The sequence below is a fragment of the Clostridium sp. DJ247 genome, assembly GCF_014231265.1.
The window spans coordinates 1-24377 of the sequence record NZ_JABAIW010000054.1; the positions used below are offsets into that span (position 1 = coordinate 1).

24 protein-coding genes are annotated in these 24377 nt (G+C 28.5%); 7 read left to right on the forward strand and 17 right to left on the reverse strand.

The window, feature by feature from the left end; translation table 11 throughout:
- Positions 1-72 precede the first annotated feature (72 nt).
- The 6 genes from trmB to mnmA all read right to left on the reverse strand — a co-directional run bounded on the left by trmB (position 73) and on the right by mnmA (position 6694).
- Complete coding sequence (trmB, locus tag HGI79_RS18075; protein ID WP_185652082.1) at positions 73-708, reverse strand: tRNA (guanosine(46)-N7)-methyltransferase TrmB; 636 nt, start codon at positions 706-708, stop codon at positions 73-75.
- A 156-nt stretch (positions 709-864) separates the two neighbouring features.
- Positions 865-1521, reverse strand: a complete 657-nt coding sequence (locus HGI79_RS18080) for a site-2 protease family protein (RefSeq protein ID WP_395939558.1) — start codon at positions 1519-1521, stop codon at positions 865-867.
- Positions 1522-1699: 178 nt separating this feature from the next.
- Positions 1700-2728 (reverse strand): hypothetical protein, encoded by a 1029-nt coding sequence (locus HGI79_RS18085; protein ID WP_185652084.1) that lies wholly within the window; start codon positions 2726-2728, stop codon positions 1700-1702.
- Positions 2729-2763: 35 nt separating this feature from the next.
- Complete coding sequence (locus HGI79_RS18090) at positions 2764-3771, reverse strand: phosphodiester glycosidase family protein (protein ID WP_185652085.1); 1008 nt, start codon at positions 3769-3771, stop codon at positions 2764-2766.
- 250 nt (positions 3772-4021) lie between these two features.
- Positions 4022-5398 (reverse strand): PhoH family protein, encoded by a 1377-nt coding sequence (locus HGI79_RS18095; RefSeq protein ID WP_185652086.1) that lies wholly within the window; start codon positions 5396-5398, stop codon positions 4022-4024.
- Between the two features lie 186 nt (positions 5399-5584).
- On the reverse strand, positions 5585-6694 hold the full coding sequence (gene mnmA / locus HGI79_RS18100; RefSeq protein ID WP_185652087.1) for a tRNA 2-thiouridine(34) synthase MnmA: 1110 nt from the start codon (positions 6692-6694) through the stop codon (positions 5585-5587).
- 176 nt (positions 6695-6870) lie between these two features.
- Between mnmA and HGI79_RS18105 the strand changes: the two genes are divergently transcribed.
- Positions 6871-7050 (forward strand): hypothetical protein, encoded by a 180-nt coding sequence (locus HGI79_RS18105; protein ID WP_185652088.1) that lies wholly within the window; start codon positions 6871-6873, stop codon positions 7048-7050.
- Between the two features lie 91 nt (positions 7051-7141).
- Here the strand turns inward: HGI79_RS18105 and HGI79_RS18110 are convergent, their stop codons facing one another.
- On the reverse strand, positions 7142-7318 hold the full coding sequence (locus HGI79_RS18110; RefSeq protein ID WP_185652089.1) for a DUF1540 domain-containing protein: 177 nt from the start codon (positions 7316-7318) through the stop codon (positions 7142-7144).
- A gap of 388 nt (positions 7319-7706) precedes the next feature.
- Between HGI79_RS18110 and HGI79_RS18115 the strand changes: the two genes are divergently transcribed.
- The 3 genes from HGI79_RS18115 to HGI79_RS18125 all read left to right on the forward strand — a co-directional run bounded on the left by HGI79_RS18115 (position 7707) and on the right by HGI79_RS18125 (position 11657).
- Positions 7707-8510: an N-acyl homoserine lactonase family protein gene (locus HGI79_RS18115; protein ID WP_185652090.1), complete on the forward strand. Its 804-nt coding sequence runs from the start codon at positions 7707-7709 to the stop codon at positions 8508-8510.
- A gap of 272 nt (positions 8511-8782) precedes the next feature.
- The gene (locus HGI79_RS18120) at positions 8783-10240 is read left to right on the forward strand and encodes a sigma-54-dependent Fis family transcriptional regulator (RefSeq protein ID WP_241428260.1); all 1458 of its coding nucleotides are present in this window, start codon (positions 8783-8785) and stop codon (positions 10238-10240) included.
- Between the two features lie 286 nt (positions 10241-10526).
- Positions 10527-11657 carry a 4-hydroxybutyrate dehydrogenase gene (locus HGI79_RS18125; protein ID WP_185652091.1) on the forward strand — a complete coding sequence of 377 codons (1131 nt, stop codon included), beginning with the start codon at positions 10527-10529 and terminating at the stop codon, positions 11655-11657.
- A 299-nt stretch (positions 11658-11956) separates the two neighbouring features.
- Here the strand turns inward: HGI79_RS18125 and HGI79_RS18130 are convergent, their stop codons facing one another.
- Positions 11957-12196 carry a hypothetical protein gene (locus HGI79_RS18130; protein WP_185652092.1) on the reverse strand — a complete coding sequence of 80 codons (240 nt, stop codon included), beginning with the start codon at positions 12194-12196 and terminating at the stop codon, positions 11957-11959.
- A 596-nt stretch (positions 12197-12792) separates the two neighbouring features.
- Between HGI79_RS18130 and HGI79_RS18135 the strand changes: the two genes are divergently transcribed.
- On the forward strand, positions 12793-13248 hold the full coding sequence (locus tag HGI79_RS18135; protein WP_185652093.1) for a pyridoxamine 5'-phosphate oxidase family protein: 456 nt from the start codon (positions 12793-12795) through the stop codon (positions 13246-13248).
- A gap of 374 nt (positions 13249-13622) precedes the next feature.
- Here the strand turns inward: HGI79_RS18135 and HGI79_RS18140 are convergent, their stop codons facing one another.
- Positions 13623-14549 (reverse strand): metal ABC transporter substrate-binding protein, encoded by a 927-nt coding sequence (locus HGI79_RS18140; protein WP_185652094.1) that lies wholly within the window; start codon positions 14547-14549, stop codon positions 13623-13625.
- Between the two features lie 177 nt (positions 14550-14726).
- Between HGI79_RS18140 and HGI79_RS18145 the strand changes: the two genes are divergently transcribed.
- Complete coding sequence (locus tag HGI79_RS18145; protein ID WP_185652095.1) at positions 14727-15380, forward strand: metal ABC transporter ATP-binding protein; 654 nt, start codon at positions 14727-14729, stop codon at positions 15378-15380.
- Positions 15381-15415: 35 nt separating this feature from the next.
- Positions 15416-16207, forward strand: coding sequence for a metal ABC transporter permease (locus HGI79_RS18150; protein WP_185652096.1), 792 nt, complete (start codon positions 15416-15418; stop codon positions 16205-16207).
- Between the two features lie 238 nt (positions 16208-16445).
- Here HGI79_RS18150 and HGI79_RS18155 read toward each other — a convergent pair whose 3' ends face one another.
- From HGI79_RS18155 to HGI79_RS18190, 8 genes are all read right to left on the reverse strand, one after another.
- Positions 16446-16745, reverse strand: a complete 300-nt coding sequence (locus HGI79_RS18155) for a DUF2325 domain-containing protein (protein ID WP_185652097.1) — start codon at positions 16743-16745, stop codon at positions 16446-16448.
- Between the two features lie 91 nt (positions 16746-16836).
- Complete coding sequence (locus HGI79_RS18160; protein WP_185652098.1) at positions 16837-17469, reverse strand: DUF3793 family protein; 633 nt, start codon at positions 17467-17469, stop codon at positions 16837-16839.
- Between the two features lie 344 nt (positions 17470-17813).
- Positions 17814-18203, reverse strand: coding sequence for a bacteriohemerythrin (locus tag HGI79_RS18165; RefSeq protein WP_185652099.1), 390 nt, complete (start codon positions 18201-18203; stop codon positions 17814-17816).
- A gap of 164 nt (positions 18204-18367) precedes the next feature.
- Positions 18368-19006: a GTP-binding protein gene (locus HGI79_RS18170; protein WP_185652100.1), complete on the reverse strand. Its 639-nt coding sequence runs from the start codon at positions 19004-19006 to the stop codon at positions 18368-18370.
- 18 nt (positions 19007-19024) lie between these two features.
- A complete protein-coding gene (locus HGI79_RS18175; RefSeq protein ID WP_185652101.1) occupies positions 19025-20005 on the reverse strand; it encodes a GTP-binding protein in 981 nt (326 codons plus the stop codon).
- 124 nt (positions 20006-20129) lie between these two features.
- A complete protein-coding gene (locus HGI79_RS18180) occupies positions 20130-20882 on the reverse strand; it encodes a TIGR03943 family putative permease subunit (protein WP_185652102.1) in 753 nt (250 codons plus the stop codon).
- A 101-nt stretch (positions 20883-20983) separates the two neighbouring features.
- Positions 20984-22015, reverse strand: coding sequence for a permease (locus HGI79_RS18185; RefSeq protein WP_185652103.1), 1032 nt, complete (start codon positions 22013-22015; stop codon positions 20984-20986).
- Positions 22016-22455: 440 nt separating this feature from the next.
- On the reverse strand, positions 22456-23595 hold the full coding sequence (locus tag HGI79_RS18190) for a YibE/F family protein (protein WP_185652104.1): 1140 nt from the start codon (positions 23593-23595) through the stop codon (positions 22456-22458).
- Between the last annotated feature and the right edge of the window lie 782 nt (positions 23596-24377).

Below are 24377 nucleotides of genomic sequence, written 5' to 3' on the forward strand. Positions count from 1 at the left end.
TTCCGTTTTTTTGTCAGAACTTTTTTTTCATTGTCAGGACTTTTTTTTAAGTGTCAGAACTATTTTTTTGGGCTACAACCCTTTAGCTATCAAAAACATAGTTTTCATGCCTAACGAAGTAAACTTTTCTTCGTACTCTGTAACCACATTCTCTGTGAAATCACTCTTATGCAAATCATAAGTTAAATACTCTATACTAAACCCACTTTCCTTAAAGTATTCCTGTGATTCTTCAAACAGCTCTGTGTCATCTGTCTTAAACCATATTTCGCTGTTAGGTTTTAAGAATTTTTTATACTCATTTAAAAACTTACTATGAGTAAGCCTTCTTTTTTTATGTCTATCCTTCGGCCATGGATTACAAAAGTTTATATATATTCTACTTATTTCGTCTTTATCAAATATTTCTGATATACCAGCTATATTCATAGGAATAACTCTAACATTCTGTACTTCTGCCTCAACTAATTTTCTTAAGGCATATATAAGAACCTCGTCTTTAAGATCTACTCCTATATAATTTATATTTTCATTGTTACAGGCTTGTGTTGAAATGAATCTTCCTCTACCACAGCCTAACTCTAAATATATATCATTATTATTTTTAAATTCTTCCTGCCATCTTCCCTTATATTCAGCGGGGTTTATTATGGCTAAAGGACTTTCTTCCATCTCTGGTCTGGCCCACCACTTTTTTCGTAATCTCATAGTTTTCCTCCTTATGTTATGTTTAATTAGTACTTTATCTATTGCAATATCAGCCCTAAGGCTCCATCTCTAAAATCTGATATTCCATAGATTAGTTCAACTAATAGCTACTATGAAAATTTCTTAGTATAATTTAAATAATAAAATAAAAATAGTTTATATCATCATTTTTGCTAGATTTATGAAAGTACGTGTTAAAAAAGATGCTGGTATCCCTACTATATAACTAGATATAGGTGTTGCAATAAATAGTACTAGTATTATGAGTTGATATCTGTATATTGAATCTGATAGCTTATAATAGGTAGAGGGAAACAAATCCCTTAAAACATGAAATCCATCCAAACCAGGTAGGGGCAATAAATTAAAAATGCATAACATACAATTTATACCAATCATTTGATAAAATATTATTCCAATTATTCTGTACAATTGAGAATATCCTAATGATAATACATTACCGTACTTTGATATAATTACCAATATTATAGTAGCCAAAAAAGCAACTATCAAATTAGCAATTGGTCCTGCAATAGATACTTTTAGGTCATCTTTATATCTATTTTTAAATGCAGATGGATTTATTTGTACTGGTTTAGCCCAACCAAACCCCGCAACTAGTACCATTAAAAATCCAATTATATCTATATGCACAAATGGATTTAAAGTTAATCTTCCCTGAAATTTTGGTGTTTTATCTCCAAGTCTATCAGCTACTAATGCATGAGCATATTCATGAAAAGCAAATCCAATAAGCATCGCCGGTATTATAAGTATTTTATTTAACAACCAATCTGTACTCAATAATATCATTCCTTCCTTTTGTTAACATTTTACATTCAATATATCTATTATATCAAAACTAATATTGTTACTCAAAGCTAAAGTAATATTTTAGCACTTAACCTAATATAATAATATATTTAAATCATACTTTAGTAAAAAAGACTGATGATAAATACATCATCAATCCCTTATACCAATACTAAAATTAATTAAATATTGTTTTGGAAAGTTTTCCATCACTTATTGAAACAACCCCTCCATCATACATTTGAAGGAAGTTCCCTTGATATATATATTCTTTTCCACTTCCCATTTCTTTTACCATACCTTTTAAGTTATCATTTATATATATTTTTCCTTTTGGAGTAATATATACATCCTCCCTATTTGGAGTAATGTTACTTAAATCTATGAATTGAAGATCATTTTTACCTTCTTTTATGGTTCCGTAATAAATTTTTGATATCTTATTTCCTTGTACTTCCCCTATATATACTTTATCGTCATCATCTACTCCGAGTAAACCTGGATTATTTATTCCATTTATAGTAAGTGGTTCATCCTTATCTGTTACATATATTTTCTTATAAGTTAAATCCTCATATACAAGTTTATCTTCATGAGGAACAACTCGTATTTTACCTATCATATAAGATCTTGTATCAACTTTCTTCATCTCTTTCATTATATTGATCCAATAGATACTACTTCTCTTTCCACTATTAGCAACCTTAACATAAATAATATTAGTCAAGGGTGCAGCTTGTATATCTTCAACTTCTGATTTTTTATCAGCCCAGTCTAATTCTTTAACATCTTCTTTAACATCTTTGTCTACATCATAATAAACTAACTTTATATTGGATGCCTTCTTGCTATCTTCTTTTTCTGCTATAAGCATTCTGTTTCTATCTGGAAGCCATTTATAAAAGGATACCTTTACACCATCACGAAATTCAACACTTTTTTCTGCTCCAGTTTTAGTGTCTACTACTTTTAGTATACTATTATCATAATATGCCACATACTTGGCATCAAAAGAAACGTTAACATGATCTGCTCCATCTGGTATTTTAATTTCAACATCTATTTTTTTTGTATCACTTTTTACTATTTTTTTAGCTTTTATAGGTGTATCTGAGGATAAAAAGTATTTATTAATATAGAAAAACCCTGCAAATTGCGCAGTTAATGATATAAGTATCCATATCAAAATCCTTCTAAAAATTTTCATTCTGCACTCTCCTTAAATTAGTTATCTACTGTATATTATGGCTTTACATAAACTGCAGAAGGAACTGATCTTTCCCCTAAAGGATCACATGGGTTATTAATTATTTCATCTTCATAATACATAGTTGAAGATGAACCTCCATCTAAATTAGTTGCATTCACAGCATCGTACTGAAGCATTATATTTTGTACATCTTTTAAAGTGGCCCCAACGCTTTTTGTTTGTCTTCCATCTATAACTAATAGCAAAATAGCTCCGTCTTTTCTTTGGCCTATAGCCGTTCTAGGTGCTATTCCCCAACCACCATCACCTGACTTGATTGTTCCTTTTCCATTTACAACAATTGCAGGTCCGAAAGAAATGGCATCTGTAACCTCTTGACTTTTAAGATCCTGTAAACTATGAGGCCCCACTAAGAGTACACCTTTCTTTGTCATAGCCATTACATCTACTTTTTCATTCTCATTTTGTACATCATTATACAGTATTTTTCCATCACTCATTAATATTCCAACGGGTTTACCTCCAGTGCCTGTCCACTTACTATCCCCTGAGGAACTATCTGTGAATCCACCACCATTAATAGCTGCTACTGCATGGTTTTTCTTAGCTATTTGACTAGTAAGTTCCCCTTCCACCCCTAGCTTGCTACTAGATCCAACCTTTATTCTAGAAGGATCATGTACGATTAACATATATCCCTTAAACTTTTTCCCATCGCTAATTTCTTCTCTCTCAATATTACTATCATGCTTATTTTCGATCTTCACATCAGAGTTATCTTGTTGAGCTATAGTTTCTACAAAATTACCCTCTAATATTTTATTTATTTCATCATCTGACAGAAACATTTTAGCAACATATTGATGACTTAGAGTTGTCATTGCTGCACCAACTATTGTCCTTTTTACATTTTCAAAAGGTCCGTGAAATATAATAAGAGGAGCAGTTACCCCAGTAAATATAATCTCGAATATTAAAAAACCTACAATTAGCTTCCATACGGATTTCTTTTTCTTTACTTCGGTTTTCTTTTCATCCATGTATTAGAACTCATCCTTTCTACAAATATATCTATAACATTGTACAATAAATGATATATTTTTTAAATAGAAATAAATACAAATTAGACAAAAACTTTGTTAATAAACCTTAAACATATTTACATAAAATATAAATCTACAATTATTGCTTTATATTGTAGATTTATAAATATAAAAATAAAGCATTAATAGTTCAGTGACCATTAATGCTTTATACTTACATTCTCAGCTATGAAACACTTATAATTATTTATAGTCGTTTTGAAGCTTCATAGGCTAGCGGCGACCGTTCACATTCGTCATATTTTAGAGTTACTTGATAGCATAAACTACTTCCTTTCATTTTTTCAGATGCATAGCATAGCCCGTTTGACCTAGAATCAATAAACGGATGGTCTATTTGTTCAGTATCTCCAATTAGGATTAGTTTTGTTCCAACACCAACTCTTGTTACAATTGCTTTTACTTGCTTTGGGGTGAGATTTTGTGCCTCATCAATTATTACCCAGTTTTTAACTATTGATCTTCCTCTTAGATAAGCCACAGCTTCAGTTGTTATAATTCTTCTATCAAATAATTCTTTAATTTTATCTGCTAATTCTTTTTCATTTTTATATCTTTCTTTCTCATCAGAATCTACTAGTATTTCTAAGTTATCCATAATAGGTCTCATGAAGGGAGATATCTTTTCTTGTTCCGTTCCTGGTAAAAAGCCAATATCTTCATCCATGGTAATGTTAGGTCTGCAAACAAGAATTCTTCTATATTGTTCAGTTCCTTCTTCTAAAATTTTATGAAGTCCAACAGCCAAAGAAAATAATGTTTTAGCTGTGCCAGCTGGACCCTTAATTATTACTAATGGTGCCTTTTCTGCATCTGTAAACAATGCCTCTAAAATAAACTTCTGACCAACATTTCTAGTACTAACACCTAAAGGTATATTATCTTTATAATAAAGTGGAACAATTTTTTTACCATCAAAACGCCCTAAGGCTGTTTGTTTAGGATTTTGAAGACAGTGAATCATTATAAATTGATTAGTATAAAGATTAGGAACAGAGTACTTATCTAACTCAGCGGAATAAGACAATACATCCTTCACATTAATAAACTTGTTTTTGTAAAATTCGGATATTTTATCTGTTGGAGTGTAAACATCTATCCTGCCTGTATACTGGCTATCCTGCTCTGGCACAACTTTTTCGTAAAAATCTTCTACATTTATATCAACTGTATCTGCTTTAATTCTTTCGAATATATCTTTAGTTATTAGCCAAACATCCTCCCCTTGCTCTTTAAGACCTTTACATACCTGTATTATTCTGTTGTCAGGTTTATTTTTATCCCATGATGGAGGTATTTTAGTGCTATAATGGTTCATCTCTACCCTTAAATTCCCACCACCTGGTAGTTTTATACCTTTATTAAACTTTCCTTCCTTTCTCAGTCCGTCTAAGAGCCTAGCAGCATGTCTAGCATTAGCTCCAAGATCACTGCTTTCTTTTTTAAAAGCATCTAGCTCCTCTAGTACAACCTCAGGTATAACTACGTCATCTTGTCCAAAGGTGAATATAGCTCCTGGTGAGTACAGAATAACATTGGTATCTAAAACATAGGTCTTCTTCAAAATCATTCCTCCTCTCTTCCGTTACTAATATTATATTCATGAATTTTTATAAATGTATTTAAATTTATAAAAACAAGAAATTTTTACTAACAAGAAATAAAAACATATAGTAAATATAAGATTATTTTTATAAAAAATCCTTCTTAGCTACATGCTTTATTTATCTAAATTTAGTTTTAAGTTTAACTATTCATTATTAAATTCTTCTTTACCTTTAAAAATTTTATCTATAGTACCTCCTCCTAAGCAAATGTCACCTTGATAAAACACTACTTCTTGTCCTGGTGTAACAGCCTTTTGCGGTTCATCAAACACTACTAATATTGTATGTTCATTTATATTCTTTATTGTAACACCCTGATCGCTCTGTCTGTATCTAAATTTAGCTGTACATTTTAGGTTATCAAGTATTTTTTCTCCACTTATCCAATTTAATTTATTGGCTTCTAATGCATAAGCATATAGTTTTGGATTGTTTTCCCCCTGAACTACATACAAAACATTATTTTCTAAATCCTTATCAGCTACAAACCAAGGTTCACCTGTTCCTTCGCCTCCAATACCTAAACCTTTTCTCTGACCTAAAGTATAGTACATAAGACCAGCATGTTCACCTTTTACTTCTCCAGATAAAGTTTTAATTAAGCCTGGCTTTGCTGGTAAATAGTTACTCAAAAATTCTTTAAAGTTTCTTTCTCCAATAAAGCATATTCCGGTACTATCTTTTTTCTTCGCAGTAGGTAAATTAGCTTTTAAAGCTATCTCTCTTACCTGAGGCTTAGTTAAATGTCCTACTGGAAACAAAGATTTAGATAACTGATATTGACTTAGCTGACAAAGAAAATATGTCTGATCTTTATTCTGATCTACCCCTCTTATAAGCTGATATTTTCCATCATTGAATGTAATCTGCGCATAATGTCCAGTTGCAATATAATCTGCACCTATTTTTAACGCACTATCTAAAAAAGCCTTAAATTTTATTTCTTTATTGCACATTACATCTGGATTTGGTGTTCGCCCCTTCTTATACTCCTCTAGAAAATAAGTAAAGACTCTATCCCAATACTCTTCTTCAAAATTTACAGTGTAATATGGTATATCTATAACATTGCATACTCTCACCACATCTTCATAATCCTCTACAGAAGTACAGTAACCCTCTTCATTTTTTTCATTCCAATTTTTCATGAACATTCCTACTACATCGTATCCTTGTTCTTTTAAAAGAAGGGCTGATACTGAGGAATCCACTCCTCCTGACATTCCTACTACAACTTTTTGTTTTGAACACATTATTTTTGAGTTCTCCTTTCTTAATTTTAAAAATAGATAATACAATTCTAAATGTAAACTCTATATTATAGTATTATCCTCTAATCATAACTCTTATAGTCGTAAGTAGATAAATTTATTGCCATACTTCATAAATATTTTCTATTTGTGCATCATAAATAATGGAGGTGTTATCAATGGATATTAATAAAAACAACGAAAAGCTAAAGAGTTACTCACAGGCTAGTAGTCTTAATAGACTTTCTGAAGAGGATTATGAAACTACTTCTACTTTAATTGCTGGAGGAGATGAAGCATATATCTCTAAAGACATAAACGATGAAATTGAATGGTTCCCAGAAGATTCAAGGGGTTAAATTCATTAACACATAGAATAACTTCTATATACCTTACTAATAAAGTCGAAGCCCGCTAGACTACTTGTTTCTATCGGGCTTCATTTAAAAATTATGCTTGTGCTTCTGGAACAAATGTTGCACAGTCTGTTTCTTGTGTATTACTTGCATTTCTAGGTTGAACTTCTATCATTGCTGCTGCACAATGGTCACCAGACATATAATAGTGACAAGTATTAACAACACATTTAATTCCTTCATTAGCATGATTCATTTTTTCTGGTAGCATTTATATTACCTCCTGTATAAAAATATTATTTACATACAATATTGTCTGCAAAATTTAATCTTTCATACATGGTGATAATTTCACATTAACTTACTAGTGTAAGGATATTTGTTTGTTGCAAAACAGAAATATGTTGCATATTTGCAACAAAATGATTTTAAATTAAATATTATTTATCATATTCTATTTTGTAACGTAAAAGAGTATTTATTATAACAATACATAAAACTAGCCTTAAAGAATAAATATGGCATTATAATTGCTTAAATAATATTGATAATAAATTTGATAGCAATTAGAAACTATAGTTATTATCCATTATGTCTTAGTGACAGGACACTGAATAGTAAAATATAGCTAATCCATTATAAAATAGGAGGACAAAATTATGAAAGTATATATATTAAATACTGGTTGGTTAGAATGTGATAAGAATTCTATGGTAGCTATGTCTACTGTGGGAACGAGAAGCAATCCAAATGTAAAGAGTGAATGGATTAAGATACCAGTAATAGCTGTATTAATAGATCATTCAGATGGTAAAATATTATATGATTTAGGCTGTAATCCTAAAGCCATGGAAGGATATTGGCCTGATGGATTAAAAGAAATTTTTCCTTTTTATAAGAAAGATAATCAAGACTTAGTTAAGCAATTAGAACTATGTAATACAAAGCCTGAAGAAATAAATACAATTATTCTTTCTCATATGCATTTAGATCATGCTGGAAATTTAGAATTGTTTAAACATGCTGATGTTTATGTACATAAAAAGGATTTTGAATACGGACAAACTTTGATCCACCTAAATCCTGACCCAGCAAAACATGGTGCTTATATAAAACAGGATTTAGAAGTTCCAGTGAAACAATATTATCTAGTGGAAGAAGACTTTGAAATTATGGAAGGAATAGAAGTGATTACATTGCCAGGACACACTCCAGGGATATTAGGTTTAGTTGTTCATCTTGAAAAGGATGGTACATTAATATTTCCACAAGATTGTGTATATACAGCAGAAAATTATGGACCACCAGCCAAAGCATCAGGACTTGTGTATGATAGTATAGCATTCTTTAACTCCATAGAAAAAGTAAGAAAACTCGAAAAGAAACATAATGCTAAGGTTATATTTGCACATGATATGACTTTCTTTGAAACACTGAGACATGCTCCACAGTATTATGAGTAAAAATATAGTAATTTAATTTTACATAAACTGCCACAGTTAGAGGTTTACTAGTTAAACCCTTTGACTGTGGTGTTTTTTTCTGTTATCATGTCTAATAGCCAAATAAACTCTTGAAATATTTACATTGTATATAAAATCTTATGAACAGATGTTATCCTAGTAATTATTAAATTTAAGTATTATTGCATTGGATATATCTTATAGTTTGAACAATATGCACTTAAAATTTATGATACATAAAGGACATTAAAATCTGGGGAGGCTGTTATGTAATGATATCAGATAAAGTAATGAATGAAAATGAAAACGTTTCAAAAATTAAACTTATAAAAGCAGAATTGAAAGCTTCTAGAGAGCTAGTAAAGCAGTTGTATAGTGTTTTTGAGTGTTCATATGATGGAATTTATATTACTGACGGGCAAGCTAACACTTTAAATGTTAATAAAGCTTATGAAAATATTACAGGTATAAATAGATATGAACTCATTGGCAAAAACATGTTGGAATTGGTGCAAAAAGGGTATATTTCTGAATCATCAACTCTTCTTGTTTTAGAAAATAAAAGAAGTTATACAATTGAACAAGAATTTAAAACAGGAAAAAAAGCGTTAGTTTCTAGCAGCCCAGTATTTGATGAAAAAGGTAATATAACAATGGTAGTTACAAATGTAAGAGATGTAACGGAATTGTATGAGTTAAAAAAACAACTAGAAAAAAACAATGAACTTAATAAAAAGTATCGTTCTGAAATAGAAGCAATGAGAAGTCAGCTTTTAAATGCAGCAGATATTATAGCTGAGGACGAGAAGATGTTAGAAACTTTAGAAATTGCTAAGAGGGTTGCAATGGTGAATACTACAGTACTGCTGCTTGGGGAGACAGGAGTAGGTAAAGAGGAAGTTTCTAAGTATATACACAAAAACAGTAAAAGATGTAGTAAGAATTTTATTAAAATAAATTGTGGTGCTATTTCAGAAAATCTTATTGAGTCTGAACTCTTTGGTTATGAAAAAGGGGCTTTTACTGGTGCAAATAAAGAAGGTAAGATTGGTTTATTTGAATTAGCAGATGGTGGAACTATTTTTTTAGATGAAGTTGGAGAACTGTCATTAGACATGCAAGTTAAACTTCTTAGAGTATTACAGGAAGGAGAAATCAAAAAAGTAGGTGGTATAAAAACAATAAAGATAGATGTAAGGATTCTAGCAGCTACTAATCGAAATTTACAAAAAATGGTTGAGCAAAAACTATTCAGAGAAGACTTATATTATCGTCTAAATGTAGTTCCCATTACAATATTACCACTAAGAGAAAGAAAAGGAGATATAGAACCTCTAATAATACATTTTTTATCTAATCTAAATAAGAAATATAATTTTAATAAATCTATTACACCCGCTGCTATGAACTGTCTTTATAATTATAACTGGCCAGGGAATGTTAGAGAGTTAAAAAATATTATAGAGAGAATTGTGATTATGAGTAGAGGTGATAAAATACTTAGAAGCGATTTACCAATAAAAGATCGCTCTTATGAACATAAAATAAAAATTAACATTGAAAATAAAAACATTAATTTAAAAGAAGCTGTTGAAAGCTTAGAAGCTGCACTTATAAAAAATACTTTTAAAAGATACGGAAATGTTAGATCAGCTGCAAAAGAATTAGGAATAGATGCATCAACCTTTGTAAGAAAAAGAAAGAAATATGAAGACAAAAAATTATTATGAAAATAAAGATACCGACAACTTAAACTTAACTTATACTACGGTATATATCACCATGTTTCGTCACGTTAAATATTTTTAATTAGTCTAAAGCTTAAATTGCAGGTATTTTTACAAACCATGGCTTAAATTGTAATGTTGTAATATTGCAACATTACAGTAACATACAATATGTGCTTTTGTGTTAACTGATTAAAACCTTAGAACTTTATACTTTTGGCATAAGTTTTGCTAAGAATAAATCATAGAATAAATTATCTATAAAACAAAGTATGAGAGGAAGATATCTATGTTATTATTCAATTGTAGACCTACAATTCATAAGTTTGATACATTTAAAGAGTTTTCGCAAGATTTTAATATAAGTGAAGATGATTTAATATTAACTTCAAATTTTTTGTACAACACTGTATTAAATCAATTAAACCTAAAATGTAATTTTATATTTAGAGATAAACATGGTTCAGGAGAACCAACAGATAAAATGATAAAAAGCATATTTGAGGAAGCAGAAAAACTTAACTATAAAAGAGTTATAGCTGTTGGTGGAGGTAGTATAGTAGATATTGCTAAATTACTTACTCATAAAAATCTAAATAAGAATATAGATTTATATGAGCTTTTTACAAAAAAAATTCCTTTCAATAAAAATAAAGAATTAGTTATCATTCCAACTACTTGTGGTACAGGTAGTGAAGTTACTAATATTTCCATAGTAGGATTTATTGAAAAAAAAACTAAGTTAGGTTTAGCTATTGATGAGCTTTATGCGGATGATGCTGTGTTAATAATAGAGCTTTTAAAAACTCTTCCATTTAATGCTTTTATGACTAGCTCTATCGATGCTTTAATTCATGCTATAGAATCTTATTTGGCACCTAAGTCTAATCCTTATACAGAGTTATACAGTTTAAAAGCTATAAAACTTATCTTAGAGGGATATTTAAAAATTCACAAAAATGGTAAAGAATATAGAAATGACATTATAGATACCTTTGCTATAGCTAGTAATTATGCTGGAATAGCCTTTGATAATACAGGGGTAGGTGCTGTTCATGCAATATCTTATCCTTTAAGTGGTAAATATCATGTGTCACATGGGGAAGCTAATTATCAGTTTCTAACAGAAGTTTTAAAAACTTATTACAAAATGAATGGCACAGGAAAAATAAAAGAATTAAACACTTTCATTTCATCTATTTTAAATATTGAAGATAATTCAGATGTAATATATTTAAAAATAGATGAAATATTAGGAAGCTTTTTGCCAAAGAAAAAACTGAGAGAGTATGATATGCAGCAATTCGAAGTAAATGATTTTGCTACATTAGCAGTTGAAACTCAACAAAGATTGTTAAACAACAACTATGTTCCTTTTGATAAAGCTGTTATAGCTTCTATATATGAAAATTTATTTTAATATAAAATCGGGTTAACTCCTAAGAAAATTAATAATTACTTTATCAAAGAATAGACGTAATGCTATTAACACATAGCTTACGTCTTTCCCATACTCTTAATAAAGAAATCTTAGTTACCTATGATACTATTAACCTGATCTAATATTATTTTATGCGATGACTACCCGCTCTAATACTCCAATCTTTATATGAAACTCCTTCGCCTTACGTCAGATGAGTACTCACAGAGTAAGCGACCATATCAAAATTACAGATTTTGAGTTTTTGGATTTTACAACAACTTGTATTAATATCAGCTCTATAAGTATTTTAACAATTTATAACCTACGGAAATATCATTTCTATGTTCTTCAGTAAAAATACGATATAATATTCTATCATTGATTAAGGTTTGTACACATTCACCATATGAACAGACAATATACTGCTTACCTTCAAATTGAAATACATCATTATTAGTCTTAGAAGCTTTAATCATAGCTTTGTCAAATGCTTTTATTTTTTCAATATTATAATTTTTTTCATAATTAGTTATCATAATGCCACTCCTTCGTATAATATAGTTATATCAATCAATAGAAAGCAGCTCCTCTCTACTGATGGTTATTAAGCTAATAAATATTAATTATAAGTAAAAAAGCAAGTTATTCGTAAATATGTCAAGTTAAATTTTGTAATTCAAAGATACTTATACTTATAATATCATAATTTTACAAAATATGATATAATTATAACAAAGATTTCTTTCTGTAGGAATGATTTATGTCGATAAAAATAGTAATGAATAATAAAAGATACTCTGAAAGGTATCCTTTATTTTATATTTAGTAAATATCAAGCAATAGTTTCTTTAACCTTGTCTAGCTTAAATGAGTAGATTTAATTAGAATCAGGCTATTTTGTTGCTATAATAAGATTCCAATGTAGAATAGAGTACTATCTATGTAACTATAGTTTATTAACTTATAAGATACTTATACTATAAGTTAATAGAAACTATTTAACATAGTGATTAGTTTATGTTAACATTGTGTAAATGGTATAAAATTCATTTAATTAAATTTTTATACATTGTATAATTAAATTAATATATTAAATGTTTAAAGCATTATTAAATGAAGGGAGAAAAAAATAATGGATATCAAAGAAAAAATTTTAGATGTAGTAAAAAAACATAATTTAATGTATGTAGGAACTGTTGATGAAAAAGGGTTACCAAAGGTAAGATCAGTTGATTATGTAGTGGGGGAAAATGAATCTGTTTTATATTTTGTTACATATAATGCTTCTGACAAAGTAAAAGAGATTAAAACAAATAATAATGTATTTATTGTTATTGACCATGATTGTAATTCAATAGAGGAACTTCAAGAGTTAAAATACATAAGGGCTACTGGTAAAGCCTATATTAGCGAGAATCCAAAGGAAATTCAAAAAGCATTTGAGCTTTTACTTCAGAAGTTCCCTTTTATGAAAGATTTGCCAGGGGATCCAAGTAGTTTCGTAGTAATAAGAGTAGAGCTTCACAAGGTAACTTTAACAGATAATACGATTCATTTTGCTTACACTGAAGAAGTTTCTTACAGATAACAAATTTCTAGTTACTTTACTCTATATAAAAGAACTAAATTGACAATTTTTTAAATTTCACACATTTTATATTTTGTAACATAACTAAAGCCTGCATCTTTTTAGGTACAGGCTCTTTTGCTATAATACATTCTTCTAATTTTATTATTCTTTATAAATTAAAAGAGAACCTTCAAAACGAGATACATTCATGAATATATCCCTAATATTTTATGTAAAATAAAAGAACCTGGTTAAACCAAGTTCTTTATGTAAAAGTTACAAAGCTTTATTAAAAGCAGGTATAAAACATAAAAATTTTCGTACTTTAAGACATATCTGAGCTTCAAAATTATCTTGAATCATATAAAAAACTATCCTATGTAAGTGCTATTTTATTTAAGGCTATTATAAACTCTATCTAAATTTTCTTTCATACTTTGTAAATAATCTTTGTTGTCTTCTTCACTCTCTAAGGTATATATTTTTTCTACTTTTGCGTTAACTTCTTTTGCCAAAGTTTCTGAGACCTTTGGACTCACCATATCTTCTACGAAAATAGTTTTAACATTATTACTCTTGCAATAATCTACCAATTCTTTCATCTTCTTTGGTGTTGGTTCTCCTTCTGCAAACACATCTTCTATACTGTTCTGTGTTAAATTAAAATCTCTGCAGAAATATGCAAAAGCTGCATGACCTGTTACAAAATTTTTATTTGAAATATTATTAAACTTATCTTTATATTCGCTAATCATGTTATCAACTTTAGAAGCGAACTCATTATAGTTCTTCTCATAGTATGCTTTATTAGTTGGGTCTACTTTAACTAAAGCTTCCTTAATATTCTCAGCTTCAACCTTTGCAGATGTTAAACTTATCCATGTATGAGGGTCATATTGTCCATGTTCCTTTATTGAGTCTTCATCAGTATTTTTTATTGGATTACACCCTTTTGATGCCTCTAACACAATCAATTCTTTATTGTTTGCTGCACCCACAGCTTTATCTACCCAACTTTCCATTCCAAGACCATTATAAACAAATATCTTAGCTTTACTTATATTTTCTAAGTCCTTTGGTTTAAGTTCAAAGTCATGAGGCTCTGTTCCATTAGGTACTATAGTATGAATACTTACCTTTTCCTTACCTATGACCTTTACAAATTGTGATACAGCATTAAAACTTGTAACTACATTAATTTGCCCATTATTACTTTCCTCGTTAACTTTCCCAGAAACTCCTGTGTTTTTGACTCCACAAGAAGTAAATGTAACCATCAAACTAATAGTTAACAGAACATGACATATTTTTTTAAACATTTTGCTATTTTACCTCCTAGCAATTATTTATGGTTTATGTTAAATTTTATATTATGTAGTTGCAAATGATTTGCATCTACGTATATAATAATACTATATACTTTTTTTGTCAATTATATAAACAATATATATTATTGACCATATATTATAAAGTTATAAAATGGAGGATATAATTTCATGATACAAATAAATAACCTACGTTTTTCATATACTGGTAATGCTCCTTACATTATTAATGATATAAATTTAAATATTAAAAAAGGAAGTTATGTTTCTATATTAGGTGGCAATGGTAGTGCTAAAACCACACTTTTAAAACTTATGCTAAACTTACTTAGGCCTGTAAATGGAACCATAGATTTAGGTACCGATAGAATTGGATATGTTCCTCAACGGCTTGATAGTTTCAACTCAGACTTCCCAATTACTGTTACAGAGATGTTAAAATGTCATATGAAGGTTTTAAAGTGTAAAGACACAAAAATTATTAATAAATCTCTTGGTGCAGTGGGCATGCAAGATTTTAAACATAAGCTTATTGGTGATATGTCTGGTGGCCAACAACAAAAAATATTTATAGCACGTGCATTAATGGAAAATCCTAAATTATTAATACTTGATGAACCATCAACAGGTATCGATATACAAAGTCAAAAAGAAATCTATAGTATAATTAAACATCTAAATCTTCATTTAAGAATTACTGTTATTGCTGTAGAACATAATCTAACAGCTGCTCTTGATAACTCAACACATATTTGTACCATGGATTGCGGTGCAGCAACTCTGCACTCCATTGATGAATACAAAAAGAACTTAAAAGTATGCTAGTTTATTAAAACAAAAATTTATTCCGGAGGAAAAAAATGCTACAATATTCTTTTATGCAAAATGCAATAATTGCAGGCATCTTTATTTCAATCTTATGTCCATCGGTAGGTGCCTTTCTTGTTCTTAGACGTTATTCCATGATGGGTGATGCCTTATCCCACGCTTCTTTTGCTGGAGTAGCGCTAGGATTAGTTTTAGGGTACAATCCTATAATCTGTGCTTTTATATTTACTTCCACTTGTGGACTACTAATTGAGTTTCTTCGAAATTATTATAGTAAATTTGCAGAACTTATATTGGTAATTGTTATGACGTTGGCTATTGGTATAGCTATAACTTTAGTAAGCTCTGGTAAAGCAAGTGCTAATGTAGGATCATATTTATTTGGAAGCATATTAACAGTTTCAAAAAACGAAATTTACACGGTATTTGCTTTAAGCATAATATCTGTTGTAACTTTATCTATACTTTATAATCAATTACTTTATATTACTTTTGATGAAAGTGGAGCAAAAGTAGCTGGAGTAAAAGTTAAGCTTACCAACTATCTTTTCGCTTTATTAGTAGGAGCCACTATTTCCGTTTCCATAAGAATTATGGGCATACTAGTAATATCATCCATGATAGCAGTACCAGTAGCAGCAGCTCTTCAATTAAGAAGAGGCTTTCGTGCAACTTTAATTTTTTCCATTATATTTGGATTTATTGATATAATTGTTGGATTATTCTTATCTTACTACATAAACAGTGCCCCTGGAGGAACAATCGCTCTAACCTCAGTAGTGGTGCTGCTTATAGTCCTTGTTGGTAAGAAAATTATTAAATAGTATATAGTTTCTAATCTACATATAGATAACCATAACTTAAATTTAACTTATACGTAGGAATATGATGCCAAAACTGAAGGCACATTTAAAAACTTTAGACTGATTAAAAGTTTTTAACGTGCCGAAGTTTAGCAGCATATTCCGGAGTATAAGTTAAATTTCGGGCGTGGATATCTATACTGTAAACAACTATAAAAACTTTCTAATTTGTCTAAGACCAATTAGAAAGTTTTTAGGTTTAATTTACTCTTGATTTATCTGTAATATATTCTTCAATCTTATCTTTCATACATATCCAAGACCGCTTAGAATAAATAATCTTTAGTTTATCTCTCCTAGTTATTTGTTTCACCTTTCCCATTATGTTATGACAGGCATAATCAGTTAAAACTAGTACTAGATCAGTTTTTTCAGAAATTTTAATTTTTCTATCACCTTTTTTTCTTCCACTTATATGTTCTATATTCTCAAAACCTTTTTCCTTTAATCTTTCTTTTATACTATCAAGGTTATCTCCACCAATAACTAAAACGCTCATACAATTATTCCTCCTTATTTTTATTTGATATTCATTCTCAATTTGTTTTAAAAAAATATAAGTTTTACGGAAAAATTACTTATAAATCATTTTAACCTGAATAATTTACAAATTCTTTTCTAATACTGCTTATTAATATAGATGGATAGCTACCATCTAGTACAGAATTCATAACATCATTCTTAGCATTATCAAAATTAAAAAACTTTTCTTTAGCTGACTCTAAGTTATTATACACTTTCCAGTATCCACATAATAAACATTCTTTCTCTGGATATTCCATAAAACAAATTACATCCTGTAATGGAAATCCTAAGAAAATTCCAATTTCGTGAGGACATGTATGTTCAAATCTACATTTTAATATGGTAAGTGCTTCTTCTAGTGTTAAATCTTCATTATATCCAAATCTCTTTAAAAATTTCATATTACTATCTTTATAAATAACGCTTGAAAGATTGTTGTCATTATAAAATAATATAGTTATACTCTCTTCTCTTTTCCTTAATTCATAAAATTTTAAATCACATTTTTTATAAAATTCTTTTTTGTACTTTTCCCACAGCAGATGTAAGTTTCTTTCATTTTTGTTTAGAGTAACTATAGACGATGGTTTATCCCCAAGTAGCGTTGGAGCTATACTATAAGATAAAACACCAAATAAATATTCTTTATCATCCATATTTTTTATCTTATTCATATATTTTTCTAATGATGTTTTCATATATATACCTCCTATTTAGACATATTTTATCCATAACATAAAAAAATATATTTTATATTACAATTTCACTAAAATTCCCAGATAACTTGCTATGTAAATGTAAAAATTAGTTAAGTTAATTCTTAAATTGTAAAAAGATTAGTAAATATAAATTTAGTAATATTATTTACCATTAACAATTTACATAATTGATACTAATTTTCATTATCAATTATATAATATTTTTGCAGTTTCGTAAAGTATGTAATTCTACATATTATTTAAATTTACAAAATTAAAATAATAGAATTAAATAGATAAAAAAAGAGCCCTAAGGCTCTATTAATGTTTATTGATAAACTTATTTATATAACTATAAGTTTATCATTGTCCAATATGTGCTTATCAATCCAGTTTACTATTAACTCTAATATTTCTATAATATTCTTATCCTGATTCAAGTCAATTTTTTCTAGATCAAAATCATTAATTTGTTTAATAAAATCATCATGTTCTACTCTATGAGAAAAGTATTTTTTATAGCCTATGCTAAGCATATATTCTTCTTCTGTCCTAAAATGGAATACAGTATAAGTCTTTAATTCATCTATTATTTCTACAATTTTATCATATTTATCCGTTATAAACTCATTCTTTAGAAGTTTATAAGCTCTATCTGCTATCTCAAATAGTTGCTTGTGTTGATTATCAATAATATTTACTCCTATGATATACTCATCTTTCCATCCTAACATATTATACTATTATCCCCCCAAATTTTTCATATAGTGACATTTTACATTACTATATCATGCAAGTATTAATATTTCAATCCCACTTTTACTAATAAATTTTAATATATTTAAATTATATGCAATATGTTAACTTTAAGTTACATGTAAAATGAAACTTCATTTTATCATCTTTTCATTATTAGATTTTTAAAAGATACATTAAGTTTCTTAAAAAAGCCGTTACTAAGTAAATCTTCTCTCTTAAGCATAGAACTTAATTCACTAATGCGTTTTAATTCTAAAACATATGCATAGGGATTTAATTCATTTATCTTTGTCTTTATGTATTTTAGATTATTATTATCTACTTTTTCACAGTTGTTTATTATTATCAAATCACTATTAGATATTCCTCCTATCAATAAGTTTCCCATGTTCTTTATATAGGTTTCAAAGGTAATAGCATCAGTTAAATGATACACTGTATTTATATTCTTTTTAATTTTCGAATTTTGTATAGAAGCTATAAAGTCCTCAACTTTTCTAGTTCCATTAAATTCAATAATTACTCTGTGCGGTTTATGTAGTTCTATCATATATTTTAAGCTTTTAAAGTTTAAACTCTCATTGGGATTTACTTCAACAATTTTTACTGATGAATTACATTGTATTTTCTCTGCAATATTCGTTTCTCCACATTCATATTGTATTACAATAATATTCTCCTTTGGTACAAAGGTGTTCTCTATTAAAGAATTTATAAATTTTGTTTTTCCAGAACCAATAAATCCAGTAACTAATTCAATATCAACCTTAATCATCATTTACTCACTACCCGTTTATTAATCTACAAATATTTTATTAAGCATGTCACCATTCAAATTGCTTCCTATTACACACAATCTACTTGAATAATCTGCTTCAATATTATTCATATTCATTTCTCCGGGAACATAGTCAAATTGTACCCATTCTCTTTCACTAACTTGCAAGATTCCTTTTGCCCTCAATATTTGACCATATAGTGTTGTTTTTTCTATGTTATTAAAAATAGTTGTTATCTTATTCTTATTGAATAGTTTTGATGTTTCTATTCCCCAAGTTTGAAACACCTCATCAGCATTATGCCTATGATTTAATGACCTGTTTGAAAATTTAATTGTTTTGTTGGAATTTATGGTAGAAAGCTTGAACTTTTTCAATTCTTCTTTAAAACATTGGTTTTTACTATTTTCACACACATCAATTATTTTTGATGCTTCTATATTATGCCAAGATGTAGTAATTATGATTGCATTATTATTTATTTGTCTTATATCTTTTAATACATTATCTACTTTGTCCTTACCAATATTTTGTGTCCTACTTAACACTATAGTACTTGTATTTATTATTTGATCCTTATAAAATTCACCAAAGTTGTTAATATAACTATGGTATTTCAGTACATCAACAACGGTTATAACCATATTTAATTGTATTAGATTTCTTAATTCTTGAGCTTGGCATAAATTTATTATCTCTGAAAGCTTTCCCACACCTGACGGCTCAATAATAATTCTATCAGGAGCATATTCCATAATAGCTTCCTTTATTGCTTTTTTAAAGTCTCCATTTACAGTACAACATATACATCCAGCATTAATTTCCTTTACAGCAAGATTGCTTTTTTTCAAAACGGTTCCGTCTATTCCTACCTCACCAAATTCATTTTCTATTATTACTATTTTGTTTTTATTTAATTTTTCTTCTATAAGCTTTTTTATAAGCATAGTCTTACCTGCACCTAAAAATCCTGAAAAAATATCTATTTTTACTTTCATACATTCCCCTCCTTACATATTAAATAAAAGAATCCAAAAATAATTTTTATTAAGGGTAAACAGAAATCTAATCTTCATCGTTATCCAGGGACGCAGCCGCTTTTTACTCCAAGTTTGAAAAAAATCAAGTATTAGAGCGGGTGGTCGTCGGGTAGATATATTGGTTACTTGGAGTATCAATATATTCTATACTGCTAACCCTAATCACTGGAACTTCAGAGTTTTTTCCAATAGTGTCTATGAATGTTTCCTTATTGATTTTTCCTTTTATTCTAACCCACTTATATTTACTTAGATTCGTCAGGTTATCTCCTTGGCAAAGAAAGCCTATTACCTGACCATCAGCAGCACAGCAACTTATTAATAATCTAGCTGTCACAAATTCATTGTTTTTAAATTTATTATCTTTATATATAAATCCTTCTACATTTATATCCTTACCTATATATTTATTTAAGTTTTCCGAAATATAATTATATGCATTGAAATAGTTTTCACTAGTGATATTAATGACTCCATCTTTTATAATTCTTTTATCAAAGTCAACATCTTGAATCTTTGATATACTTACTCCCTTATTATAAAATATACTAGTATCAGAGCCATTAGGATTTACTAAAATGCCAAAGAATAATGGTATAAAAAATAGTATATATCCTTTTCTAAACTTGTTACTTCTTCTTTTTGAGAATATATTACTACATTGAAACAGAGTAAGAATAAATAAACATATAAGCGCAAAATAGGAATACTTAATCATATCAGGATGAATGAAATTAACTATTCTATTTGTATGCAGTACTCTATAAAAATAAAACGTAAATCCCAAAAGTATTAAAAACCATACAAACTCGTTAAAATTAAATTTCTTTTTCAAATTATTTCTCCTTACTTAAACTTATTCTGTTACAAAAATATATAAACCTAATACTTATAAAATATTTTGTAAAACACTAAATTAGTAAATCCAAGAATGATTTAATTTATAAGCATGAATGAAACTATATTGCAAATTACAGATAAAATAAAACACATAGAAACCACTAATAGTATTAAAGTGATAGCGTATCTCTTTTTAAAATTTCCAAAAAGCATTATGGTGTTTTTAATATCTAACATAGGTCCAAATACTAGAAAGCCTATTACGCTTCCGATGGTAAATTGTCCCAAAAATGTTCTAGCAATAAAAGCATCTGTTTCAGAACATATGGATAAAATAAAGGCTAATGACATCATTACTAGTATAGAACGCAAATCACCTTGTCCTATGGCTAAAATTTTCTCCTTAGGTACGAATGTTTGCATTATAGAAGAAAGTAACGCTCCAATTATAAAAAATCTTCCTATATTATATAATTCATAACTTGTACCATGTACAATTTCAGACAACCTACTTCTAGAACTATATCTACTTACATTACAATTTACACAATTGCACTCACTATTATGTACCATATTCCAATCCTTTATAGGATTTTTCTCGTATAAAACTCCTATAATAACGCCTACTAATATAGACACAAATATACCCATAAAGGCTCTGATAAAGATCATGTAAGTATTGCCTAAGAATGCATAATAAGTTGATAGTAAAACAATAGGGTTAACAATAGGTACTGAAAGCATAAAAGTTGTAGCTATACTTATTGGTACTCCTTTTTTTATTAAGCTTCTGCAAATAGGCACAATAGCACATTCACAAACTGGGAAAAATAGTCCAGCTATAGATGCGGCTATAGTTCCCCAAAATATGTTCTTAGGTATTATTCTGTAGATAACATCCTCAGATATAAAAATTTGAATCAAAGAGGATATAAAGGCACCAACTATAATAAAAGGAATAGCTTCTAGAATCATGCTAAGAAATATAATAGAAAAGTTATTTAATGTTTCAGTATTAAAATTTATCTTTATCTTGCTTTTATATAAACCCATACCAAATATTAAAATAGCACTAAACATAAGTAAATTAATTATATTTTTATTATTTGAAACCTTGGTATTTTCCATATATTATCTCCCCTACTTATTAATATGTTAACTTATCTATGTTTTTATCTTAGTTTATGTTTTCAATTAAATTAGTTTTTTAATTTGAAATCAGTATGACAAAAGCACATACATTTAATATGTGCTTCATTTAACTATATGCGAAAACATTTTAAAATATTATTATAGGTACGGAACTTTTAAATTTAATTTATACTTAGGAATATGTTGCGAAAACTGATGGCACTTTTAAAAACTTTTTTATTAGTCTTAGTGAAGTGTTTTTTGAAAATCTTAGAAGCTTTGATATGTTTGAGGTACGAGTTTATCAAAGGTTCTTAGATTTTCAAAAACACGAACTTTAGACTAATTAAAAGTTTTTAACGTGCCGAAGTTTGGCAACATATTCCGGAGTATAAATTAAATTTCGGGCATGCTTATATATATGTACTGATACACTACTAAGAATTATCCTCAGTTAAAACCTTATCTGTTTCAATATTTGGTTTTTCATTAGTACTTAATATTGCAGCTACAATAGCTGTAATAGGGATAGCAAAAATTAATCCAATGCTTCCTGCTAGTGCTTTTAATATTTCTGCAGCAATTATATCTTGATTAATGGCAGTAGACATAGAAGTGGTATAAGAATCTATCATAATCATTATGTACATAGATCCTCCTGCATAAGCAAGTATTAGAGTGTTGGCCATAGTTCCCATAATATCCTTTCCAACATTCATACCAGACTTTATAAGCTCTTTTTTAGTTATATCTGGTCTTGCTTCTCTAATTTCTTTCATAGAGGAAGCTATAGACATGCTTACATCCATTACAGCCCCTAGAGCCCCCATAATTATTCCTGCAAATAATAATCCTGTAAAATCAAAATTAGAATTTTGTGTTGTATAAATTATAGACTGTATTTCATCATCCGTAAGACCGTTAACTCTTATAATTGAATTAGAAAAAATAGCTATGGCTCCAGCAATTAAAACTCCTCCTGCGGTTCCTATAATTGCAGCTAGGGTTTTTTCATTTTTACCACTTATTATAAGTAGACTTACTATAATAACAAAAATGCATATAATAGCTGAAACTATGGTTGGACTAAATCCTTGTATTATTAAAGGTATAAGAATTTTAATTACTGCAAATCCAGTTATACCTAGTGTAATCACTGATTTTACACCTTTTTTACCTCCAACCACCATTAGTAATATTGCGAAAACTCCACCTAATTTATACAAATACTTATATCTTACTATTTCATAAATATAAGCACTTTTTATATTTCCACTTGAATCTTCATCAATACTTATTAAAACCTCATCTCCAAGCCTAGCAAAGCCTTGAGTATTACTTTTTTCATCATTAATCCTTCCATTAACAAAGTTTTGTACAGTAAGTGTCTTCCCTTTAAGTTTACCAGATAAAATCTTAACGTCTACATTAGTATACCGCTCAGCACTTTTATCTGTTTTAATTTCATCAGCGTAAACCTTAATTACTTTTCCATGCACTGGATCAACATCACTATCTACCTGTGATTGTAATATGCTACTACTATTTGTTTTTTGTCCTTCAGCAGCCTTTACCATATTAGCTGTTACAATTAATACAAATAATATAAATAAAATTACTACACCTTTTCTTGCTTTAAATATTTTAGCTCACCCTCTCAAAATAATAAATCTTCACTATAACTTTAAGATTAATAGACTATTTTAACTTGGTCAAGCTCAAAACTGTGTACAAATTATTAAATTTATCTTATGACCACTGGCTTTAATACTCCCATTTTTATAGGAAACTCCTTTTTTTATTGTTATAGATACCCACGCCCGAAATTTAATTTATACTTCGGGATATATTACCATGTTTCGTCACGTTAAATATTTTTAATTAGTCTAAAGCTCAAATTTGTGAAAAAACTAAGAACTTTGATAAACTCGTACCTCAAACATATCAAAAGTTCTAAGATTTTTCTCAAATTTTCGCTAAGACTAATAAAAAAATATTTAAATGTGACTTCAACATTGGCAATATATCCCTACGTATAAATTAAATTTAAGCTGTGGGTATCTATCTGGATAACCTCCCTCTGAAATTATGGATTCTGTTGTATAAAAAAATATGATTATATATGTTTAAGCTAAGATAATGTGGTAATAATCTAGATATACCAAATTTAATACTTCCCCTTAAATTTAAAATTGAATATAAAAAATAAATAGCCTTGGTCCCCCTAAGGCTATTTATTTTTTATATATAGTGTGAAACTTAATATATCTCATTTTATAAAAATATCTTCTCTTTTAAGTGGTAGTTTTATATATGGTTACCAGCTTGAAACTTAACTTATACGTAGGAATATGTTGAC